Genomic DNA, 19,014 nt, shown 5'->3' with positions numbered 1-19,014 from the left:
CAGACATCATTAATTGACGTATATATTGACGGGCATCATCGCTAGCGATGATGCCCGTTTTTTTATGCTGCACTGCTACATGTTATTGGCAATTCGGGAAGCTACGCTGACAAGACAAAGCTCAATAAAATTGAGCCAATGCGTAGGAGGTCACACGATGGATACCGTACGCCAGCTGTTAGTGAGTTTTCCGTTTATCCTGTTCAGCATATTGCTGCCGTTAGTTGGACTTTATTGGCTATTGGTCCTTCTGAGGATCGCCCCTGTGGAGCTTTTCGAACGAGACAGCCTGCGGGATGACCACCTGGCGAGCGCACTGGTCGCCCTCGGGTTTGCCGGCGTGCCGACGACGGTTGCTCTGAGCTGGCTGATCGTTTTGGCCGCTGGCATTACATTAGCGGTAGAGCTGCTGGTATTGCGGTGGCTGTCGGTCGGGCTGTTTATCGTGCCGATTGGCGTGGTGCTGCTATGGGCAAGCTTTGCCCTGGCATCGCCCATTGCGGAAAGTCTGTGTCGGCAGGTAGGGCCATGGTTTCATCGCCACCATGCCCGGCGTAGCTTGTTGGGCAAGTGTGTGCAAGTAACCCAGGCAAGCAGTGAAGGAAAGCCGGGGCGCGCGATTCTCACCGACGACCCTTCCTGCGAGGTGCAGTTGCTGGGTAAGCATGACCCAGCGGAAAACACAGGGGAATACCGTATACTGGTCAAGTACTTACCTAAAGAGGATGCGTTCCGGAGCGTCGCGCAGGATGCCTTTCTCGAAACCCGCACGCGCTTGCGTCGGCTTAAAGGCAAGTCCGGGTCGAGTGGCCCTTTAGCGCATCATTAGCGGTCAGTTTGTCTCGCTGGTGTCAGGCGAACGTCGCATCATGCTGATCAGCTGGTTCACCAGCGGGACACCCCGTTCGTAGATTGAAAACCGCGAAGGGTCTCTGATCCACTCATGGAAGAGGCCGGCGAGGGTTGCCTGGAGCAGATCGGTGGCAACCTCGGGTGATAGGCCTTGGATAAGCATCTGTTGCTCTTTGGAGATCAGCAGGTGCTGGTAAAGCGATTCACGGCATTCGTCGACGATTTCCTGCTGCATGGCAATAGGGTCGATGTCGCTGAAAAACTCACAGCGATGAATCAGGATGGCGTGCACCCGGCGCGAACGGGGATTCTGATCGAAGCGCTCCAAGCCTTGCAGGCAGGCAAGCCGAATCGCTTCCAGTGAGGAGACGTCGTGCTCCAGCGCCTCGATTTCGTCCACTAGATCCTGAAACGGCATGTGCACGCGTTCGAGCATGGCGCGAAACATATCGCCCTTGTTCTTGAAATGCCAATAGACCGCGCCCCGCGTCATGCCGGCGTGGCGGGCGATTTGCTCCAGCGAGGTACGGGCGACACCGTGTTCCATGAACATATCTTCCGCAGCATCAAGTAGCGCCTCGCGCGTGGCCGCTGCTTCAGCCTTTGTTTTTCTTGCCATGGAAACCCAACCTCGTCGACGTTATTTGTGCATATATCTTATCTGATTCTGCAATTATTTTACATTCAATTGTGTATGGAAGCGGTGTGTGGAAACGTATGGGTAAGCACTCACATATTCAGGGGGCTGATATTTCAGCGCGAGGCGGGTATAAAGAATAATTGGAAACGCTGTTTTTAAATGTCGTGTCAGTGCAAGCTATACGACCCGCAAAGCGAGACAATCCATAATGGCACGAGCCTCTTTTCAACTCGCCGGACACAGTATCGCGCCCGGCAAGCGCTTACAGATCGATGTGCCGGTCGCCCGGCTGTATACCCATACGCCTTTGCATATTCCCGTCGAGGTGGTGCACGGACGGCGCAGCGGGCCGGTAATGCTGGTGTGCGGCGGCATTCACGGCGATGAAATCAACGGGGTGGAAATCGTCCGCCGCGTATTACGTGCAAAAACCATCAATAGCCTGAAGGGCACCTTGATTGCCGTGCCGGTCGTCAATGTGTTCGCCTTCCTGCAGCAAACCCGCTACTTGCCCGACCGGCGGGATCTCAACCGCTGTTTTCCAGGCAGTGAATCCGGTTCCCTGGGTGGGCGTGTGGCGGCGTTGTTCCGCGAAGAGATCGTCGATCACGCCACGCACATCATCGATCTGCACACCGGGGCGATCCACCGCACGAACCTGCCGCAAATCCGCGCCCAGTTGAGCCCGGAAAGCGAAACCGAGCGCATGGCCGATGCCTTTGGCGCGCCGGTGGTGCTCAACGCCGAGCTGCGCGAGGGCAGCCTGCGCCACTATGCACAAAGTCGCGGTATTCCGGTGCTTACCTACGAAGCCGGGGAAGCGCTGCGCTTTGATGAATGGGCCATTGCTCCGGGAGTGCGCGGCGTGCTGCGGGTCATGCGCCGCCTGGGCATGCTCAGCGGCGAGCAGCGCCGCCGTTCGCCGGCCCCGGCGGAAGTCGCCAACGGGTCAAGCTGGGCACGGGCGCCGATCGACGGCATTCTGCGACCCAAGGTGCGCCTGGGCGCCCGCGTTGCCAAAGGCGAGGTGCTGGGCAAGGTGGCCGATCCGTTCGGCAACGATGAGGGTGACGTGCGCGCCATGGCCGATGGCATCGTCATCGGCATGAGCCGCTTACCGTTGGCCAACGAAGGCGAAGCCCTGTTCCACATCGCCCGTTTTGATGCCATCGAGGAAGCGGAAACGGCGATCGAAAGCTTTCAATCGAGTCTGACGCCTCTCCCTGACGCACTTTATTGACAATATCGATAACAGAAACCTATCAGCTCGATAGCCTGCAACTTACGGCCACGGATGGCAGTCAGTGCTTTGTTTAACTATAACTTATGACGTGACTAACGCAGCCAACTGGCCAGTGGCCAAGCTGTATCAGTAGACAAGCTGTAACAGTAGACAAGCTGTAACAGTAGAGACGGTGACTGGACAGTGACCGCGCCACCTCGAATGAAGGGAGAACTAACGATGGCAGGCGACAACCCCCATTACACGACAACTGAAGCAGGCAATCCGGTTGCAAGCGACGAGCATGCGCTTTCGGTAGGCCAAGACGGCCCGATTGTCATGCACGACCATTATCTCATGGAGCAGATGGCGGCGTTCAACCGCGAAATGATCCCCGACAGACAGCCCCACGCCAAGGGTAGTGGGGCGTTCGGCCATTTCGAGGTGACCCAGGATGTCAGCCAATACACCAAGGCCAAGTTCCTCCAGAAAGGCGCCAAAACCGATGTGGTGATACGCTTTTCAACCGTGGCGGGGGAAAGCGGTAGCCCGGATACCTGGCGCGACCCGCGTGGCTTTGCCGTGAAGTTTTATACCGAAGACGGCAATTTCGACATGGTGGGTAATAACACCCCCGTGTTCTTTGTCCGCGACCCGATGAAGTTTCAACACTTTATCCATTCGCAAAAGCGCCGTGCCGACAACGGCCTGCGCGACCACGACATGCAGTGGGATTTCTGGACGCTTTCGCCCGAATCCGCCCACCAGGTGACCTGGTTGATGGGTGACCGGGGCATTCCGGCCACCTGGCGGCACATGAACGGGTACTCGAGCCATACCTATATGTGGGTCAATGAAGATGGCGAGCGCTTCTGGGTGAAGTATCACTTCAAGACCGACCAGGGCATCAAATGCATGACCCAGCAGCAGGCCGATGAGATGGCCGGTAGCGATGCCGACTATCACCGTCGTGACCTGTTTGAGGCGATCGAGCGGGGGGATTACCCGACCTGGACGCTCAAGATGCAAATCATGCCCTTCGACGATGCCAAGACCTATCGCATCAACCCGTTCGACCTGACCAAGGTGTGGCCCCACGACGACTATCCGCTGATCGAGGTCGGCAAGCTCACGCTGGATCGTAATCCGACGGATTTCCACAGCCAGATCGAGCAGGCCGCGTTCGAGCCTAACAATATGGTCCCGGGAACGGGGCTATCACCGGACAAAATGCTCCTGGCACGCTCGATCTCCTATGCCGACGCCCACCGTGCCCGCCTGGGGGTCAACTACAAGCATATTCCGGTGAACACGCCCAAGAGCCCTGTGCACAGCTACGGCCAGGGCGGGGCGATGCGTATCAAGCATGCCACCGACCCGGTGTATGCACCGAATAGCAAAGGCGGTCCCAAAGCCGATCCGCAGCGCTACCCGGAAGATGCCGTTTGGTCCACGGACGGTCAGTTTGTGCGTGAGGCGTACACGCTTCGTTCCGATGACGATGACTGGCGCCAAGCGGGTGCGCTGGTCCGTGACGTCATGGACGATGCAGAGCGAGAGCGGCTGGTAAGCAACGTAGTGGGCCACCTTTCCGGTGGCGTGACCGAGCCGGTGCTTGAGCGGGCCTTTGAATATTGGCGCAACGTGGACCCAGAGATTGGCAAACGCATCGAACAAGGCGTGCGCGGCCAGTAACGGCTCAGCCGGTCACTAGATCGCGGCCCGTCACCGTTAAGCGATGGCGGGCTGTTTTGCGTCAGTAGGCTGGTTTGAAGGCTCGCGGACCAGGCTCAAGGCTTCGTCAAACAGGCGTAGTCCGGCACCTTCCTTGTGTGCGTGTTCCGACAGATGACGACGGAAGCGCCGCCCACCCGGGCAGCCCTGAAACAGACCCAGCAAATGGCGCGTGATGTGGTTGAGCTTGGCACCTTCGTCAAGCCGACGCTGTATGTAGGGGCGAAATGCCCGTGCAGCGTCCAGTCGGCTGGCGGCGGGGCCTGGCGTGCCGAACAGTTGCTCATCCACGCCCGCCAGTAGCCACGGGTTTTGATAGGCCTCGCGGCCCACCATCACGCTGTCAACGTGTTCAAGCTGCGCCTGGCATTCCTCAAGCGTTTTAATGCCGCCGTTGATCCCGATGTGCAGTTCGGGATGCTGCTGCTTCAAGCGATGCACACGCGGGTAATTCAGCGGAGGCACATCGCGGTTTTCCTTGGGCGATAAGCCTTGCAGCCAGGCTTTACGGGCATGAACGGTAAACGTCTGGCAGCCCGCATCCGCCACGGTGTCAATAAAGCGAGCCAGGTCCGCATCTTCATCCTGGTCATCAACGCCGATACGGCATTTTACCGTCACGGGGATCGACACCGACGCCTGCATGGCACGCACAGCCGCCGCGACTTTATCCGGGTAACCCATCAGGCAGGCGCCAATCATATTGTTCTGCACCCGATCGCTCGGGCAGCCGACGTTCAGGTTGACCTCGTCATACCCCCACGCCTCGGCAATCGCCGCGCACTCAGCAAGCTCAGCGGCATCGCTGCCACCCAGCTGCAAGGCAATCGGGTGCTCAACGTCGTCAAAACCCAAAAAACGCGCACGCGGCGTACCGTGCAAGATAGCCCCGGTGGTCACCATCTCGGTATACAGCAACGCACGCTTGGTCAAGGTGCGTGCGAAGGCTCTGTAGTCTCTCGTAGTCCAGTCCATCATAGGCGCAACCGAAAACCGGCGTGCCGCGTCTGCTGGGTTAACGTTCGTCATATCAATCACTTGCATACTCGGTATGCGGTATAAAGACACGCCCTGAAACAGGTGTAAATAATACACCGTAGCGGACGCATAGAATCGGGGATAATTGATGTGAGATTGTACGCAAAAAAGGCCATTCAGCCCAGAGCGAAGACCGACTCTCAGCGTGGGTGAAATCGACTTCGGGTCAATGGTGTTAGGTCCGGCTATGGGTTAGGCTTTTTGTATGTAGTGAAGCAAGCGACCGCTTGATAACGACGGGGAGAAGGGAATGGAATTTGTCGCTATATTGGCTGGTTTAGCCGTTATGGTTATCTGCTGGGTTTTGCTTGTTAAGTCCATGAGGATTAACGGGCGTCCCACGTGGTGGCGTCACTTTGCTTCAGCTTCATTTTCGCCACTGACCTTTGCCGGGGGATCGTTGATAGTCGGTAGCTTTTTGGGGGTGACCGACCCAGATGGCGAGACATGGGGCTTTGCGGGTGTTATCGCTGGCTTATTGGTGCTATTACCGGTGTCCATCACTTTGGGGGTTTCATGGGGTGCTGCGAAGCGGAAGCAATTAAATCGCCCTGCGGGCGATAACCATACGTAGCCAAAGCCAAGCACAGGCCGACAACCTAAGCTTTCAACCGGGCCAACGGCTACCAACAAAGAACCATACTCATCATCTGGTGCATTAGCATCGATAGTGGCGTTTTCTGGTCTCGCCATGGCACCCGATAATCCTTTCTTCGATCAGTGGCTTATTTCTCTGTGTATGTGGCAGGGGAGTGATAAGCTGGCGGCTATGGTGGTCGAGGAGCGGATATGCATCAAATGAAGACAGGTTTCAGGCTAACGTTGGTTGGCATCATGTTATCCACCATGACACTGCTTGTAGGCTGTGGTGACGGGGATGAGCAGGCTGCGGACGAACAGGCCCGCGAGACGGCAGAGGCGGCAGCCCAAGAAGAAGCTGCGAGTCGCGAAGCGGAGGCGCAGAGCGAACCGGCCGAGGACGTAGAGCCGTTGGATGTTCGAATTCTTGTCTCGGCGTCGATTGGTTCAGACCGTCGCTTGCAGGTCGAAGGTGAGACCAACCTGCCCGATGGCGCTCAGGTGCAGGTGATTGTCGAGCGTGAACTGAGCCGCGTGCGTTGGCGCGAGCGGGTCGATGTTGAGCAAGGGCAGTTTGTCGCGGGGCCCTTTGGCCCCGGCAGTGGTTTACCGGACGGTGGCTATAGTGTCAGGGTGGAGTTGTCCGAAGCCACCGTTCAACCCAGAGCCGTGCAGCAGCGCATCGGTGAAAAAGGGGAGTATCTGACGGGGGAGCTAGTCACTCAATCCCGCCATGGCCTGGGTCAGATTGCCGCTTACACCACACGTTTTATGGTTGGCAACCAGCCCAGACAGTCGCGGGGGAACGCAGAGTTACTCCAGACGCCATGAAATGCCCTTCAGGCGGATCGCCAGTGCGCTAACAGTACGGCTTGAATAGTAACGTCGCTGGTCGCTTTGCTTAGCTGTTTAAGGTGAAGTTTATCGTCCTGCTCCACCAGGTACAGGCCGCTCTTGTGGAAGACGTGGGTGGGGCCCAGCAGGAGCAGGTCGCCCGGCTTGGCCGGTGCAAAGTCGCTACCTGGGACCGGTGTCACCATGATGCAGGGAGCTTTCCAGTTGGCCTTGAGCGGTAAATGATCAGGCACGGTCATCGACGTTGACTGCACCTGTTCCCAGGGTAGTGGTCCTTCGTGGCTGAGCGTCAACAAGAGTGGGGCGCTGTCACCCTCAAGCAATGTGGCGAGCGAGCAGTCCAGGGATTCGGCCAATGCCACCAGACGCTCATGGCCGATTTGCTTGATGGCTCCGGACTCCCAATAAGAAATGGTGACATCCGATACGCCAACTTTACGTGCTAGGGCAGCTTTGTTGAGCTTGGCCCGAAGTCGCAGTTGCTTGATACGTGAGCCTAGCGATTCCATTTCGTTTTCCTGTCGATGAGCGGCGTCGCTCGTTTAAAAATGTCCATCAAAGTGATGGCGTTAAAATAGGGTCTTTGCTGAAAATGAGACCTGGATTCCGCTGATCAGCGCTACGATATACTAAGCGATTGTGCAATAACGCGCATTTTTTCCAGACAACGTTTATTTAACCCCGTATCTGACGCTTTCTGGCGGCAGTCGTTCCCTACGCGATGGTGTTGGTTAAGCACAGGGTGCGTATAATATCGCCACGCTTTTTGCCAAAAGGACGCTCCAATGACCGTACGTACCCGAATTGCGCCATCGCCGACGGGAGATCCCCATGTCGGTACGGCGTATATTGCGCTGTTTAATCTATGTTTCGCACGTCAGCACGGCGGCCAGTTTATCCTGCGTATCGAAGACACCGATCGGGTGCGCTCCACGCCAGAATCGGAACAGATGATTCTTGATTCGCTGCGCTGGTTGGGCCTTGAGTGGGATGAAGGCCCAGATGTGGGTGGGCCGCACGGTCCGTATCGGCAAAGCGAACGTGGCGATATTTACGCGCAATATGCCCAGCAACTGCTGGATGAAGGGCATGCGTTCAAGTGTTATCGCACCAGCGAAGAGTTGGATGAGCTGCGTGAGGCACGTAAGGCTGCCGGTATGCAGTTAGCCCTAAAACCTGCCGATCTGGCATTGGATGAGGCCGAAGCGGCGCGTCGGGCGGCAGAAGGCTGGCCCTTTGTGGTGCGGATGAAGGTGCCAAGCGACGGCGTGTGTATAGTCGATGACATGCTCCGTGACAGCATTGAAGTAGACTGGGCGCAGGTAGACGCCCAGATTCTGCTGAAATCGGATGGCATGCCCACCTATCACCTGGCCAATGTGGTAGATGACCATTTGATGGGCATTACCCATGTGCTGCGGGGTGAGGAGTGGATCAATTCCGCCCCCAAACACCAGTTGCTTTACGAATATTTCGGTTGGGAGATGCCGCAGCTTTGCCACATGCCGCTGTTGCGCAATCCGGATAAGTCGAAGCTTTCAAAGCGCAAGAATCCCACGTCGATTAATTACTACCGCCGCATGGGCTTCCTCCCTCAGGCGGTGACCAACTACCTGGGCCGAATGGGCTGGTCGATGCCCGACGAGCGCGAAAAATTCAGCCTTGCGGAAATGATGGCGGCTTTCGATGTTCAGCGCGTCTCATTGGGCGGGCCGGTTTTCGACCTGGAAAAGCTGACCTGGCTGAACGGGGTCTACATTCGCGAAGACCTTGACGACGACGGGTTACTGATGGCACTGCGTGAGTGGGCCTTTAATGAGGACTATGTAAAGCAGATTCTGCCGCAGATTCGCCCCCGTATCGAAACCCTTGCCCAGGCAACGCCGTTGGCGGGTCACTTCTTTTCCGGGCTGCCCGAGCTGAAAGAGCAGGACTTCGACAGCGTCAAGTTGGAAAAAGACGAGTTGGTGAAGCTGCTGCAATTTCTGGTCTGGCGTTTTGAAGTGGTGCCAGCGTGGCACAAAGAAGCACTTCTTGAAGAAGTGAAGGCATTGGCCGGGCACTTTGATTTGAAAATGAAGGCTTTCCTGGCGCCTGTGTTCATCGCCATTACTGGTAGCGCCACCAGCACTTCGGTGATGGATGCGATGGCGATTCTGGGCTCGGACGTCACGCGAGCACGGCTTCGCCATGCGATCGAGGTGTTAGGCGGTGTTTCCAAGAAGCAGGCCAAGCGTCTTGAAAAAGAGTTTCGCGACCTATAAAAACCGTCCATTCTCACGACCATAATATTTTGGCATTTCCTGGTTGACGAAGGCGAGCGTAATCAGTAATATACGCTCGTCTTCGCGACACGTGGGGCCTTAGCTCAGCTGGGAGAGCGCAACACTGGCAGTGTTGAGGTCAGCGGTTCGATCCCGCTAGGCTCCACCAATCTTGATGTCGTCATACGCGAAGCGTGCTTGAAACGTCCCATTCGTCTAGTGGTCCAGGACACCGCCCTTTCACGGCGGTAACAGGGGTTCGAACCCCCTATGGGACGCCACCATCATCATTCAGCATTATCCCCTCCCTAATTTGGCAGTGCTATAAAGCTCACTTCATGTGCTTACCCACGGCTATGTCTCGCTGTTTTACAACCCCTGTTATGCGCTGAAAATCCGCTGATTTAGGGTATTTTGTACTTGACTTGTCCACTTTTGCGTTTTTTTGAGACAGGTTGTGCACAACCCGGCGATGCGCGTGCGCTAAATCATTGTTTTATCATTATCTGTTTAAAAACAGTAGCTTACGTAAGGTTAAAAAATGACCAATTTAAGACGTCCCCGCTAATCATGGCGATTGTGGGACGTTTTCTAGTGGTTGTGAACAGGGTTATCCACAGATAGTGTGGAAAACCCTGTTGGGGTTAATAGCAGGGTGAAAAGTCAAGCATCTATTGCGCTTTGCGCAGACGTTTTAGCAGCGATGAGGTGTCCCAGCGGCCGCCACCGAGTCGTTGTACATCGGCATAAAATTGGTCCACCAGAGCGGTCACCGGCAAGGTGGCGTCAAAGTGGCGTGCCTGGGCTAGACAGATAGCCAGGTCCTTGCGCATCCAGTCCACCGCGAAGCCGTGCTCGTACTCATCGGCAATCATCGTTTTATGGCGGTTTTCCATTTGCCAGGAGCCGGCGGCGCCTTTGGACACTACGTCGATCACTCGCTGCTGGTCGAGGCCCGCCTGTTCGGCAAAATGCAGCCCTTCGGCAAGCCCCTGTACCAGGCCCACAATACAAATCTGGTTGACCATCTTGGTGAGCTGTCCACTGCTGGCGCTGCCCATCAGCGTCACCGCGCGGGCGTAATGGGCAAGCAGCGGTTCGAGCGTATCGAAGTGCGCTTGTTGGCCACCACACATGATGGTGAGCGCACCATTTTCTGCTCCTTGCTGGCCGCCTGAAACGGGGGCGTCGAGAAAGGCGATGCCCTGCTGGCGGCAGGCGGCATCAAGCTCCAGGGCGAGATCCGCCGATGCCGTGGTGTGATCAACCAGAAAGCTGCCGCTTGTCATGCCGTGGAGCACGCCGTTTTCCCCGGTTGTCACTTGCCTCACATCGTCATCGTTGCCAACGCACACCAGGACAAGGTCGGCGCCTTCAGCGGCTTCGCGGGGTGTGGCGTGGGCACTGCCGCCGTATTCGCTTACCCAGGCGTCAGCTTTGCTGCTGGTGCGGTTGTACACGCGTGTGGTGAGACCTTGTTGGGCAAGATGCCCTGCCATGGGATAGCCCATAACGCCTAAACCGATAAATGCGACTGTCTGGATCGTAGCCATAAATCACCTAATTGTTGGTGTGTTGTGAATTAGCGATGGCGGAAATGCAAAAGGCCACCCTGGGGCGGCCTTTGCATGCTCATTTCACTCTGCGTAACGCGGCTTACTTTTTGGGGTAGTCGCGCTGGTCGTGGCCAATGTAAAGCTGGCGCGGACGACCGATCTTGTAGCTTTCGCTGAGCATCTCGTGCCAATGCGAAATCCAGCCGATGGTGCGGGATACCGCAAAGATCACCGTGAACATGTTTCTCGGAATGCCCATGGCTTTCAGGATAATGCCTGAATAGAAATCGACGTTCGGATACAGCTTGCGCTCAATGAAGTACTCATCTTCAAGGGCGATCTGCTCCAGACGCTTGGCGATTTTCAGCTGCGGATCGTCGGCCATGCCGAGCTCGGCCAGCACTTCGTCGCAGGTCTCTTTCATCACCTTGGCGCGCGGGTCGAAGTTGCGATAAACACGGTGACCAAAGCCCATCAGCTTGAACGGGTCGTCTTTATCCTTGGCTTTATCGACAAAGCGCTGAATGTTCTCTTCAGACTCGTCACCGATTTCGTCGAGCATCGCCAGCACGGCTTCGTTGGCACCGCCATGCGCCGGTCCCCACAGGGCCGCAATGCCAGCGCTGATGCAGGCGTAGGGGTTGGCGCCGGTCGAGCCTGCCAGGCGAACGGTAGAGGTGGACGCGTTTTGCTCGTGATCCGCATGCAGCATGAAGATGCGGTCCATGGCTTTGGCGTATACCGGGTTGATTTTGTACTCTTCACACGGATTGCTGAACATCATGTAGAGGAAGTTCTCTGCATAGCTCAGCTCGTTGCGTGGATAGTTGAACGGCTGGCCGATGTTGTACTTGTACGACATCGCAGCGATCGTCGGCATCTTGGCGATCAGGCGGATAGCGCTTATCTCGCGGTCTTCTTCTTTAGTGATGTCCATGTGGTCGTGGTAGAAAGCGGCTAGACCACCAACGACACCACACAGGATCGACATCGGATGCGCATCGCGGCGAAATCCTTTGAAGAAGTTGTTGATCTGATCGTGAACCATGGTGTGGTTACGAATGCGCGACGCAAAGGCTTCGTATTGCTTGTCGTCAGGCAGATCACCAAAAAGCAGGGTGTAGCAAAGTTCTACGAAATTGGACTCTTTCGCCAGTTGGTCAATGGGGTAGCCGCGGTGCAGCAGTACGCCCTTGCCGCCATCGATATAGGTAATGGCAGACTGGCAGGAAGAGGTGGCCATGAAGCCTGGGTCGTAGGTGAACAGGCCCTCGGCACCCAAGGCGCGAACGTCGATAACGTCTGGGCCAAGTGAGCCGGAGTACATTGGTAGTTCGATCGTTTTATCTAGACCGTCTACCGTTAATGTTGCTTTCCTGTCAGCCATGCTGGCCTCCTTTCGAGTTCGGGTTGGGACGTAAAGTCGGTGCTGCGCATACCGCGCCGGCGAAAAGGCTTGCCCACTATAGAAGCGTGCGTCATTTTGTCAATTAGCCCTATCGCTAGGTATGCTTGTACAGTGTGTCTTGTCTTGGTTAATGATTGTCCATGGTTGATGCGTCGCTTTGAGCGGAAAATGCTATCACGGGGATAATACGTTAACCTGCTTACTAACGAGCTTGCTTACCGACACTATAGCGATGCTGCGATGCAAAATCGACTCACAATACAGAGTTTTTTCTTGCACAATGGTCGAGTAAAGCCTTAGTTCGGTTTGTCAGCGGGGGCTAAGCTTCTTATAATCTCTGGCGCACGACCGGTAGGCTGGTGGTCGTGCCAGACTTGGCAACGGCCGAGCCCCTTCCAGTAATCACTGCCCGCTCGGGCTATGCCCGACCTGTCGCAGAGCGGGCCAATAAGAGTGTGTATAAGCCGTGAATAGCAAACGACCCGTAAATTTAGACCTGACGACGATACACTTTCCCCTTCCGGCATTGACGTCGATTGCGCACCGCATCACCGGTGTCATCCTTTTTGTTGGCCTCATTTTCGCTTTCTGGGCACTTGGTGAATCACTGTCTTCACCGGCAGGCTTTGATGCTGTGAGCAGTGCCCTGGCCAATAACTTTTTCGCCAAGTTTGTGGCCTGGGGCCTGCTGTCGGCGCTGGCATTCCATTTCGTCGCAGGCATTAAACACCTGCTGATGGATGCCAACATTGGTGTCACGCTCGAGGGTGGTGTGAAAAAAGCGCAGATCACTGTGGTGGTAAGCGCGATTCTGATTATTCTGGCAGGAGTCTGGGTATGGTAACCAACGTCACAAGCTTTGGCCGTAGCGGCCTGTCCGACTGGCTGATGCAGCGTTTTTCAGCGGTGGTGCTGGCCATTTACACCGTGTTCATGGTGGCCTACCTGCTGCTTCATCCTGACCTGGATTACTACGCCTGGACCGCGCTGTTCGATCAGACCTGGATGCGGATTTTTTCCCTGCTGGCCTTTATCTCGGTAGCAGCGCACGCCTGGATAGGCCTGTGGACCGTGACGACCGACTATCTTAAATCCACCTTCGTTCGCGTAGGTGCCCAGTCTCTCATCATTCTGGCCATCTTTGTGTACCTGGTGTGGGGCATTCAAATTCTGTGGGGAGCTTGATACATGTCTAACCTACGTAGCCTGACCTTTGACGCCATTATCATCGGTGGCGGTGGCTCTGGCCTGCGCGCTGCTCTAGAGCTTGCGAAATCCGGTAAGAAGACAGCCGTATTGTCGAAAGTGTTCCCAACGCGTTCCCACACAGTTTCTGCCCAGGGTGGGATCACCTGTGCCATCGCGTCTTCCGACCCGAATGACGACTGGCGCTGGCACATGTATGACACCGTCAAGGGCGGCGACTATATCGCTGACCAGGATGCCTCGGAGTACATGTGTTCTGAGGGCCCGAAAGCGGTCTTCGAGCTTGAGCACATGGGCCTGCCGTTCTCGCGCTTCGATAACGGTCGCATTTACCAGCGCCCGTTCGGCGGCCAGTCGAAAAACTTCGGCGAAGGTGGCCAGGCCGCACGTACCTGCGCCGCGGCCGACCGTACCGGCCACGCCCTGTTGCACACGCTGTACCAGAACAACCTCAAGAACAACACGACGTTCTTGAACGAATGGTACGCGGTGGATCTGGTCAAGAATGCCGAAGGCGATGTGGTGGGCTGTATCGCCATGTGCATCGAGACCGGCGAAGTGGTTCACGTCAAATCGAAAGCCACGGTGCTGGCGACCGGCGGTGCAGGGCGTATCTACGCCTCGACCACCAACGCCCTGATCAACACCGGCGACGGTATCGGGATGGCGCTGCGCGCTGGCTTCCCGATGCAGGACATGGAAATGTGGCAGTTCCATCCCACCGGTATTTACGGTGCGGGCACGCTGGTCACCGAAGGCTGCCGTGGTGAAGGTGGTTACCTGATCAACAAGGACGGCGAGCGCTTCATGGAGCGTTATGCGCCGAACGCCAAAGACCTGGCGGGCCGCGACGTGGTCGCGCGTTCCATGGTCATGGAAATTCTGGAAGGTCGTGGCTGCGGCGAGAACGGCGATCACGTCTTCCTGAAGCTTGACCACCTGGGTGAAGAGGTCCTTGGCAAGCGCCTGCCGGGTATCGTCGAGCTGTCCAAGACGTTTGCCCACGTCGATCCTGCGAAAGATCCGATTCCGGTCGTGCCGACCTGCCACTACATGATGGGCGGTATTCCGACCAACATTCATGGCCAGGCGATCACTCAGGACGAAAGCGGCAAAGACCATATCGTGAATGGCCTGTACGCCTGCGGTGAAGCAGCGTGCGTATCGGTTCACGGGGCCAACCGTCTGGGTGGTAACTCACTGCTCGACCTGGTGGTCTTCGGTCGTGCCGCGGGCATGTTTATCGAAGGCGCGCTAAACGAAGGTATCGAGTATCTCGACGCGTCCGAATCGGACGTCGAGTTTGCCATGAAGCGCATCACTCGCTGGAACGAGTCGGAGGGTGGCGAAAGCATCCCTGCGCTGAAGGCAGAGCTTCAAGACATCATGCAGACGTCTTTCGGTGTTTTCCGCGAAGAGAAAAACATGCAGGAAGGCGTCAAGAAGCTGGAAGAACTTCGCAGCCGTATTGCGAACGCTCACCTGCCTGACAAATCCAATGCGTTCAACACTGCACGCGTTGAAGCCCTGGAACTCGATAACCTGATGGAAGTGGCCGAAGCGACGGCGATCGCGGCCCTTGAGCGTAAAGAAAGCCGTGGTGCGCACTCGCGCTACGACTACCCTGACCGTGATGATGTCAACTGGCTGAAGCACTCGCTCTACTTCCCGATGTCCAAAGAGCTGAAGAAGCGCGACGTCAACTTCAAGCCGAAAACCGTTGATACGTTCGAGCCCAAGGTTCGTACCTACTAATCTCTGCAACGAGAGGGAGTCACCATGTCCAATCTTCAGGTATCCATATACCGCTATAACCCGGAAACCGACTCCGCACCCTACATGCAGGAGTTTCAGGTCGACACCAAGGGTCGCGATGTAATGGTGCTGGATGTTCTTCATATGATGAAGGAGCAAGACAGCGGTCTGGCGTTTCGCCGTAGCTGCCGCGAAGGGGTTTGCGGCTCAGACGGCATGAACATGAACGGCAAGAATGGTCTGGCCTGTATTACACCGTTGTCGGAAGTTGTGAAAGGCAACAAGCTGACCCTGCGTCCGTTGCCCGGCTTGCCGGTCATTCGCGATATGGTCGTCGATATGGGGCTGTTCTATAAGCAGTACGAGCGTATTCAGCCGTACCTGCAGAATGACACCCCAGCGCCGGCGATCGAGCGTCTGCAGTCGCCGGAAGAGCGCGACAAGCTGGACGGCCTGTACGAGTGCATCCTGTGCGCTTGCTGCTCAACCTCGTGCCCGTCTTTCTGGTGGAACCCGGACAAGTTTGTCGGCCCGGCAGGCCTGCTGCAGTCGTATCGCTTCCTCGCGGATTCGCGGGATACGGCGACCAGCGAGCGCTTGACCGATCTGGAAGATCCGTTTTCCGTGTTCCGCTGCCGCGGCATCATGAACTGTGTGGCGGTATGTCCGAAAGGGCTGAACCCGACGCGGGCGATCGGCAAGATTCGTGAGATGCTGCTGGCAGATGCCACGTAAAAAAGGGGCTTTTATGCATAAAAAGCGGATACCACTTAAGTTGCGCACAAATGGTACTTAAATCGTGGCGCTTCGCTTGTTATCATAGTGCATGTCATCTGGTGCGGCGACGCGTCGCACCACTTGACCAGTCAAGTTTAAAAGCCGGTGCCGAGAGTACCGGCTTTTGAGCATGAACTGACAAGAAATTGAATTGAAAAGGGTTTCCGGCCTCTGGTCGGTGCCGCCGGCAAATGTCCCGCCCCGCCGGCAGGGCAATACCGATGTCGCCGCGGTGACGCGACGATGCCGATACCACCCCATCAGTGCAGGGTGACCAAGAAATGCAACAAGGCATAATGGAGTTGATGTGGCGTTCCTCTCACGTTAGTGGTGGCAACGCTCACTACGTGGAAGCGCTTTACGAGCAGTACCTCGCCGATTCTGAATCTGTCCCTGACGAGTGGCGCAACTATTTTGACCAGTTGCCTCGCCCGGAGGGCAGTGCCTCTCACGATGTTCCGCTAAGTCCTATTCGTGATCAGTTCTATCAGTTGGGCCGTGAAAATCGCCCTGCTCGGGTAGCTGCCGCTGAAAGTGGCGAAAACAAGAAGCAGGTGAAAGTCCTGCAGCTGATCAACGCTTACCGCTTTCGTGGTCATCAAAAGGCCAATATCGACCCGCTGGGCCTGCGTAATCCCACCCCCGTCCCCGATCTCGACCTTTCTTTCCACCAGCTTTCAAAAGCTGACCTGGACACCGAGTTTCAGACTGGTTCTTTCTTTCTAGGTATCGACAAGGCGCCGTTGCGCGATATCGTCGATGCCCTGGATCGCACCTACTGTCGCTCGATTGGCTGCGAGATCATGCACATTGTCGATACCGAGGAAAAGCGCTGGCTACAGCGGCGTTTCGAATCGGTACGCAGTGCACCCAAGTTCAGCGATGACGTGCGTAAGCACGTGCTGGAACGCCTGACGGCGGCCGAAGGTCTGGAAAACTACCTGGCGTCCAAGTACCCGGGTACCAAGCGCTTCGGTCTGGAAGGCGGCGAAGCCTTTGTACCGATGATGGACGAACTTATCCAGCGGGCAGGCGGTTACGGCACAAAAGAAGTCGTCATTGGGATGGCCCACCGCGGGCGACTCAACCTGCTGGTCAACATCCTGGGTAAAAACCCGGCGGATCTGATCGACGAGTTCGACGGCAAGAAAGTCATCGAGCGCGGTTCGGGCGACGTCAAGTATCACCAGGGCTTTAGCTCGAATGTCATGTCGCCAGGCGGCGAAGTCCACCTGGCCATGTCGTTCAACCCGTCGCATCTGGAAATCGTCGCGCCCGTTGTTGAGGGCTCGGTACGTGCCCGTCAGGACCGTCGTAACGACGAAGAGGGCAGCAAGGTCCTGCCCATCAACGTCCACGGCGACGCGGCCTTTGCCGGTCAGGGCGTGGTCATGGAGACATTCCAGATGTCCCAGACCCGCGCCTACAAGACCGGCGGCACGGTTCACATCGTCATCAACAACCAGGTGGGCTTTACCACGTCCCACCCGCAGGATTCGCGCTCCACGGAATACTGTACTGATATCGCCAAGATGGTACAGGCGCCGATTTTCCACGTTAACGGCGATGATGCGGACGCGGTTCTTCACGCGACTCAGGTGGCGCTGGACTATCGGCAGGAGTTCAAGAAAGACGTGGTCATCGATCTCGTCTGCTATCGTCGGCGCGGCCATAACGAAGCCGACGAGCCGTCCGGTACCCAGCCGATGATGTACTCGAAGATCAAGGACCATCCTTCTTCGCGTACCTTATATGCCAAGCGTCTGGTCGAGCAGGGCGTCTTGTCTGAAGAAGACGCCAAGGCGATGATTGAAACCTACCGCGATGACCTGGTGGCCGGTAATCACGTGGCCAATGCGCTGGTTCAGGAGCCCAACAAGTCCTTGTTCGTCGACTGGACGCCTTACCTTGGCCATGAGTGGACCGGCAATGCCGATACCACCTTCGACATGAAGCGGCTGCAGCAGCTGGCGGCGAAAATGTGCGAGATCCCGGACGGGGTCGATGTGCAGCGTCAGGTTGCCAAGATTTACGAAGATCGCCGCAAGATGCAGGCCGGTGGCATGGGGATCAACTGGGGGTTTGCCGAAACGCTGGCTTATGCCACCTTGATCGATCAGGGGCACCCGGTGCGTATTACCGGTCAGGATGTCGGCCGCGGCACTTTCTCTCACCGCCATGCGGTTGTGCACAATCAGAAAGATGGCACCACCTTCGTGCCGTTGCAGAATCTGTCGGACGGTCAGCCGCGCTTTACCATCCACGACTCCATTCTGTCGGAAGAAGCCGTGTTGGCCTTTGAATACGGTTACTCGACCACGGCTCCCAATGACCTGGTCATCTGGGAAGCCCAGTTCGGTGACTTCTTCAACGGCGCGCAAGTCGTGGTGGATCAGTTCATTTCCTCGGGTGAGACCAAATGGGGCCGCTTATGCGGTTTAACCATGCTCCTGCCCCATGGTTATGAAGGCCAGGGTCCCGAGCACTCCTCCGCCCGTCTGGAGCGTTTCCTGCAGATGTGTGCCGAGCACAATATGCAGGTGTGTGTGCCGACCACCCCCGCGCAGATTTATCACTTGCTGCGTCGTCAGGTGATTCGCCCGTTGCGCAAGCCGCTGGTGGTGATGTCACCCAAGTCGCTTCTGCGTCACAAGCAGGCGGTTTCCAGCCTTGAAGACCTGGCCCATGGCAAGTTCCATATGGTGCTGGCAGACCAGGCCGAGCTGACCGCTGAGAAAGTGAAGCGCGTGATCCTGTGTGCGGGCAAGGTTTACTATGATCTTGTGAATTGGCGTGCTGAGAACGAGCGCCACGATACGGCGATCCTGCGCCTTGAGCAGCTCTACCCCTTCCCTAAAGAAGAGCTTCTTGAAGCCCTTCAGGCATATACCCAGTTGGAAGACATTGTCTGGTGCCAGGAAGAGCCGTTGAACCAGGGTGCCTGGTACTCAAGTCAGCACCATATGCGTTCCGTGGCCGACATGCTGAAAGATGGCCTGGGACGTGAGTTGAAATTCGCAGGACGCCCGGCCTCTGCTGCTCCGGCAGCGGGCTATATGTCCGTCCATACTGAACAGCAGCGCCAGCTGGTGGAAGACGCGTTTAATCTTTAAGCGCCCACCGGATTT

General features: G+C 56.6%; 16 protein-coding genes and 2 tRNA genes. 13 read left to right on the top strand and 5 right to left on the bottom strand.

Annotated elements, in window-relative coordinates; all coding sequences use genetic code 11:
- The first annotated feature begins 157 nt into the window (after positions 1-157).
- Positions 158-829, top strand: coding sequence for a hypothetical protein (locus NH395_RS08445; RefSeq protein WP_253023963.1), 672 nt, complete (start codon positions 158-160; stop codon positions 827-829).
- A 3-nt stretch (positions 830-832) separates the two neighbouring features.
- Here the strand turns inward: NH395_RS08445 and NH395_RS08440 are convergent, their stop codons facing one another.
- Entirely contained in the window at positions 833-1,471 is a 639-nt protein-coding gene (locus NH395_RS08440; protein ID WP_066317044.1) for a TetR family transcriptional regulator, read from the bottom strand.
- A gap of 229 nt (positions 1,472-1,700) precedes the next feature.
- Between NH395_RS08440 and NH395_RS08435 the strand changes: the two genes are divergently transcribed.
- Entirely contained in the window at positions 1,701-2,732 is a 1,032-nt protein-coding gene (locus NH395_RS08435) for a succinylglutamate desuccinylase/aspartoacylase family protein (protein ID WP_066317051.1), read from the top strand.
- Between the two features lie 222 nt (positions 2,733-2,954).
- Positions 2,955-4,409 (top strand): catalase, encoded by a 1,455-nt coding sequence (locus NH395_RS08430; protein ID WP_253023962.1) that lies wholly within the window; start codon positions 2,955-2,957, stop codon positions 4,407-4,409.
- Positions 4,410-4,445: 36 nt separating this feature from the next.
- Here NH395_RS08430 and dusA read toward each other — a convergent pair whose 3' ends face one another.
- A complete protein-coding gene (gene dusA, locus NH395_RS08425; RefSeq protein WP_253023960.1) occupies positions 4,446-5,477 on the bottom strand; it encodes a tRNA dihydrouridine(20/20a) synthase DusA in 1,032 nt (343 codons plus the stop codon).
- A gap of 259 nt (positions 5,478-5,736) precedes the next feature.
- On the opposite strand from dusA, the gene NH395_RS08420 reads away from it, so the two are divergent.
- A complete protein-coding gene (locus tag NH395_RS08420; protein ID WP_253023958.1) occupies positions 5,737-6,060 on the top strand; it encodes a hypothetical protein in 324 nt (107 codons plus the stop codon).
- 215 nt (positions 6,061-6,275) lie between these two features.
- Positions 6,276-6,896 (top strand): hypothetical protein, encoded by a 621-nt coding sequence (locus tag NH395_RS08415; protein ID WP_253023956.1) that lies wholly within the window; start codon positions 6,276-6,278, stop codon positions 6,894-6,896.
- Positions 6,897-6,904: 8 nt separating this feature from the next.
- Here the strand turns inward: NH395_RS08415 and NH395_RS08410 are convergent, their stop codons facing one another.
- A complete protein-coding gene (locus NH395_RS08410) occupies positions 6,905-7,429 on the bottom strand; it encodes a helix-turn-helix domain-containing protein (protein ID WP_253023954.1) in 525 nt (174 codons plus the stop codon).
- 276 nt (positions 7,430-7,705) lie between these two features.
- On the opposite strand from NH395_RS08410, the gene gltX reads away from it, so the two are divergent.
- The 3 genes from gltX (at position 7,706) to NH395_RS08395 (ending at position 9,465) form a co-directional block, all read left to right on the top strand.
- A complete protein-coding gene (gene gltX / locus NH395_RS08405) occupies positions 7,706-9,184 on the top strand; it encodes a glutamate--tRNA ligase (RefSeq protein WP_253023952.1) in 1,479 nt (492 codons plus the stop codon).
- A 93-nt stretch (positions 9,185-9,277) separates the two neighbouring features.
- A tRNA-Ala gene (locus NH395_RS08400) sits at positions 9,278-9,353 on the top strand.
- A 36-nt stretch (positions 9,354-9,389) separates the two neighbouring features.
- Positions 9,390-9,465 (top strand) — tRNA-Glu (locus NH395_RS08395).
- Positions 9,466-9,855: 390 nt separating this feature from the next.
- Here NH395_RS08395 and NH395_RS08390 read toward each other — a convergent pair.
- Both NH395_RS08390 and gltA read right to left on the bottom strand, forming a co-directional pair.
- Positions 9,856-10,737, bottom strand: coding sequence for an NAD(P)-dependent oxidoreductase (locus NH395_RS08390; protein WP_253023950.1), 882 nt, complete (start codon positions 10,735-10,737; stop codon positions 9,856-9,858).
- Positions 10,738-10,840: 103 nt separating this feature from the next.
- Complete coding sequence (gene gltA / locus NH395_RS08385) at positions 10,841-12,127, bottom strand: citrate synthase (protein ID WP_253023948.1); 1,287 nt, start codon at positions 12,125-12,127, stop codon at positions 10,841-10,843.
- A 487-nt stretch (positions 12,128-12,614) separates the two neighbouring features.
- Between gltA and sdhC the strand changes: the two genes are divergently transcribed.
- From sdhC to NH395_RS08360, 5 genes are all read left to right on the top strand, one after another.
- Positions 12,615-12,992 carry a succinate dehydrogenase, cytochrome b556 subunit gene (gene sdhC / locus NH395_RS08380; RefSeq protein ID WP_066317194.1) on the top strand — a complete coding sequence of 126 codons (378 nt, stop codon included), beginning with the start codon at positions 12,615-12,617 and terminating at the stop codon, positions 12,990-12,992.
- Positions 12,986-13,333 (top strand): succinate dehydrogenase, hydrophobic membrane anchor protein, encoded by a 348-nt coding sequence (gene sdhD / locus NH395_RS08375; RefSeq protein ID WP_066317195.1) that lies wholly within the window; start codon positions 12,986-12,988, stop codon positions 13,331-13,333. Before sdhC ends, sdhD begins: the two co-directional genes overlap by 7 nt.
- 3 nt (positions 13,334-13,336) lie before the next feature.
- Positions 13,337-15,109, top strand: coding sequence for a succinate dehydrogenase flavoprotein subunit (gene sdhA / locus NH395_RS08370; protein ID WP_253023946.1), 1,773 nt, complete (start codon positions 13,337-13,339; stop codon positions 15,107-15,109).
- 24 nt (positions 15,110-15,133) lie between these two features.
- Positions 15,134-15,844: a succinate dehydrogenase iron-sulfur subunit gene (locus NH395_RS08365; protein WP_066317198.1), complete on the top strand. Its 711-nt coding sequence runs from the start codon at positions 15,134-15,136 to the stop codon at positions 15,842-15,844.
- Positions 15,845-16,167: 323 nt separating this feature from the next.
- Entirely contained in the window at positions 16,168-18,999 is a 2,832-nt protein-coding gene (locus NH395_RS08360; protein WP_092827903.1) for a 2-oxoglutarate dehydrogenase E1 component, read from the top strand.
- Positions 19,000-19,014 lie beyond the last annotated feature (15 nt).

The sequence above is a fragment of the Halomonas sp. Mc5H-6 genome (assembly GCF_024124705.1).
In the GTDB taxonomy this organism is placed as follows: Bacteria; Pseudomonadota; Gammaproteobacteria; order Pseudomonadales; family Halomonadaceae; genus Vreelandella; species Vreelandella subterranea.
The sequence above is the reverse complement of the archived record's forward strand: the minus strand, read 5'-3'. Positions and strand labels throughout refer to the sequence as shown.

What these genes read in the sequence shown, in the direction of transcription:
- NH395_RS08410 (WP_253023954.1), bottom strand. Translation starts at nt 7,429, where the DNA reads ATGGAATCGCTAGGCTCACGTATCAAGCAACTGCGACTTCGGGCCAAG.
- NH395_RS08420 (WP_253023958.1), top strand. Translation starts at nt 5,737, where the DNA reads ATGGAATTTGTCGCTATATTGGCTGGTTTAGCCGTTATGGTTATCTGC.
- NH395_RS08445 (WP_253023963.1), top strand. Translation starts at nt 158, where the DNA reads ATGGATACCGTACGCCAGCTGTTAGTGAGTTTTCCGTTTATCCTGTTC.
- sdhD (WP_066317195.1), top strand. Translation starts at nt 12,986, where the DNA reads ATGGTAACCAACGTCACAAGCTTTGGCCGTAGCGGCCTGTCCGACTGG.
- gltX (WP_253023952.1), top strand. Translation starts at nt 7,706, where the DNA reads ATGACCGTACGTACCCGAATTGCGCCATCGCCGACGGGAGATCCCCAT.
- NH395_RS08430 (WP_253023962.1), top strand. Translation starts at nt 2,955, where the DNA reads ATGGCAGGCGACAACCCCCATTACACGACAACTGAAGCAGGCAATCCG.
- dusA (WP_253023960.1), bottom strand. Translation starts at nt 5,477, where the DNA reads ATGACGAACGTTAACCCAGCAGACGCGGCACGCCGGTTTTCGGTTGCG.
- NH395_RS08365 (WP_066317198.1), top strand. Translation starts at nt 15,134, where the DNA reads ATGTCCAATCTTCAGGTATCCATATACCGCTATAACCCGGAAACCGAC.
- sdhA (WP_253023946.1), top strand. Translation starts at nt 13,337, where the DNA reads ATGTCTAACCTACGTAGCCTGACCTTTGACGCCATTATCATCGGTGGC.
- NH395_RS08440 (WP_066317044.1), bottom strand. Translation starts at nt 1,471, where the DNA reads ATGGCAAGAAAAACAAAGGCTGAAGCAGCGGCCACGCGCGAGGCGCTA.
- NH395_RS08360 (WP_092827903.1), top strand. Translation starts at nt 16,168, where the DNA reads ATGCAACAAGGCATAATGGAGTTGATGTGGCGTTCCTCTCACGTTAGT.
- gltA (WP_253023948.1), bottom strand. Translation starts at nt 12,127, where the DNA reads ATGGCTGACAGGAAAGCAACATTAACGGTAGACGGTCTAGATAAAACG.
- NH395_RS08390 (WP_253023950.1), bottom strand. Translation starts at nt 10,737, where the DNA reads ATGGCTACGATCCAGACAGTCGCATTTATCGGTTTAGGCGTTATGGGC.
- NH395_RS08435 (WP_066317051.1), top strand. Translation starts at nt 1,701, where the DNA reads ATGGCACGAGCCTCTTTTCAACTCGCCGGACACAGTATCGCGCCCGGC.
- NH395_RS08415 (WP_253023956.1), top strand. Translation starts at nt 6,276, where the DNA reads ATGCATCAAATGAAGACAGGTTTCAGGCTAACGTTGGTTGGCATCATG.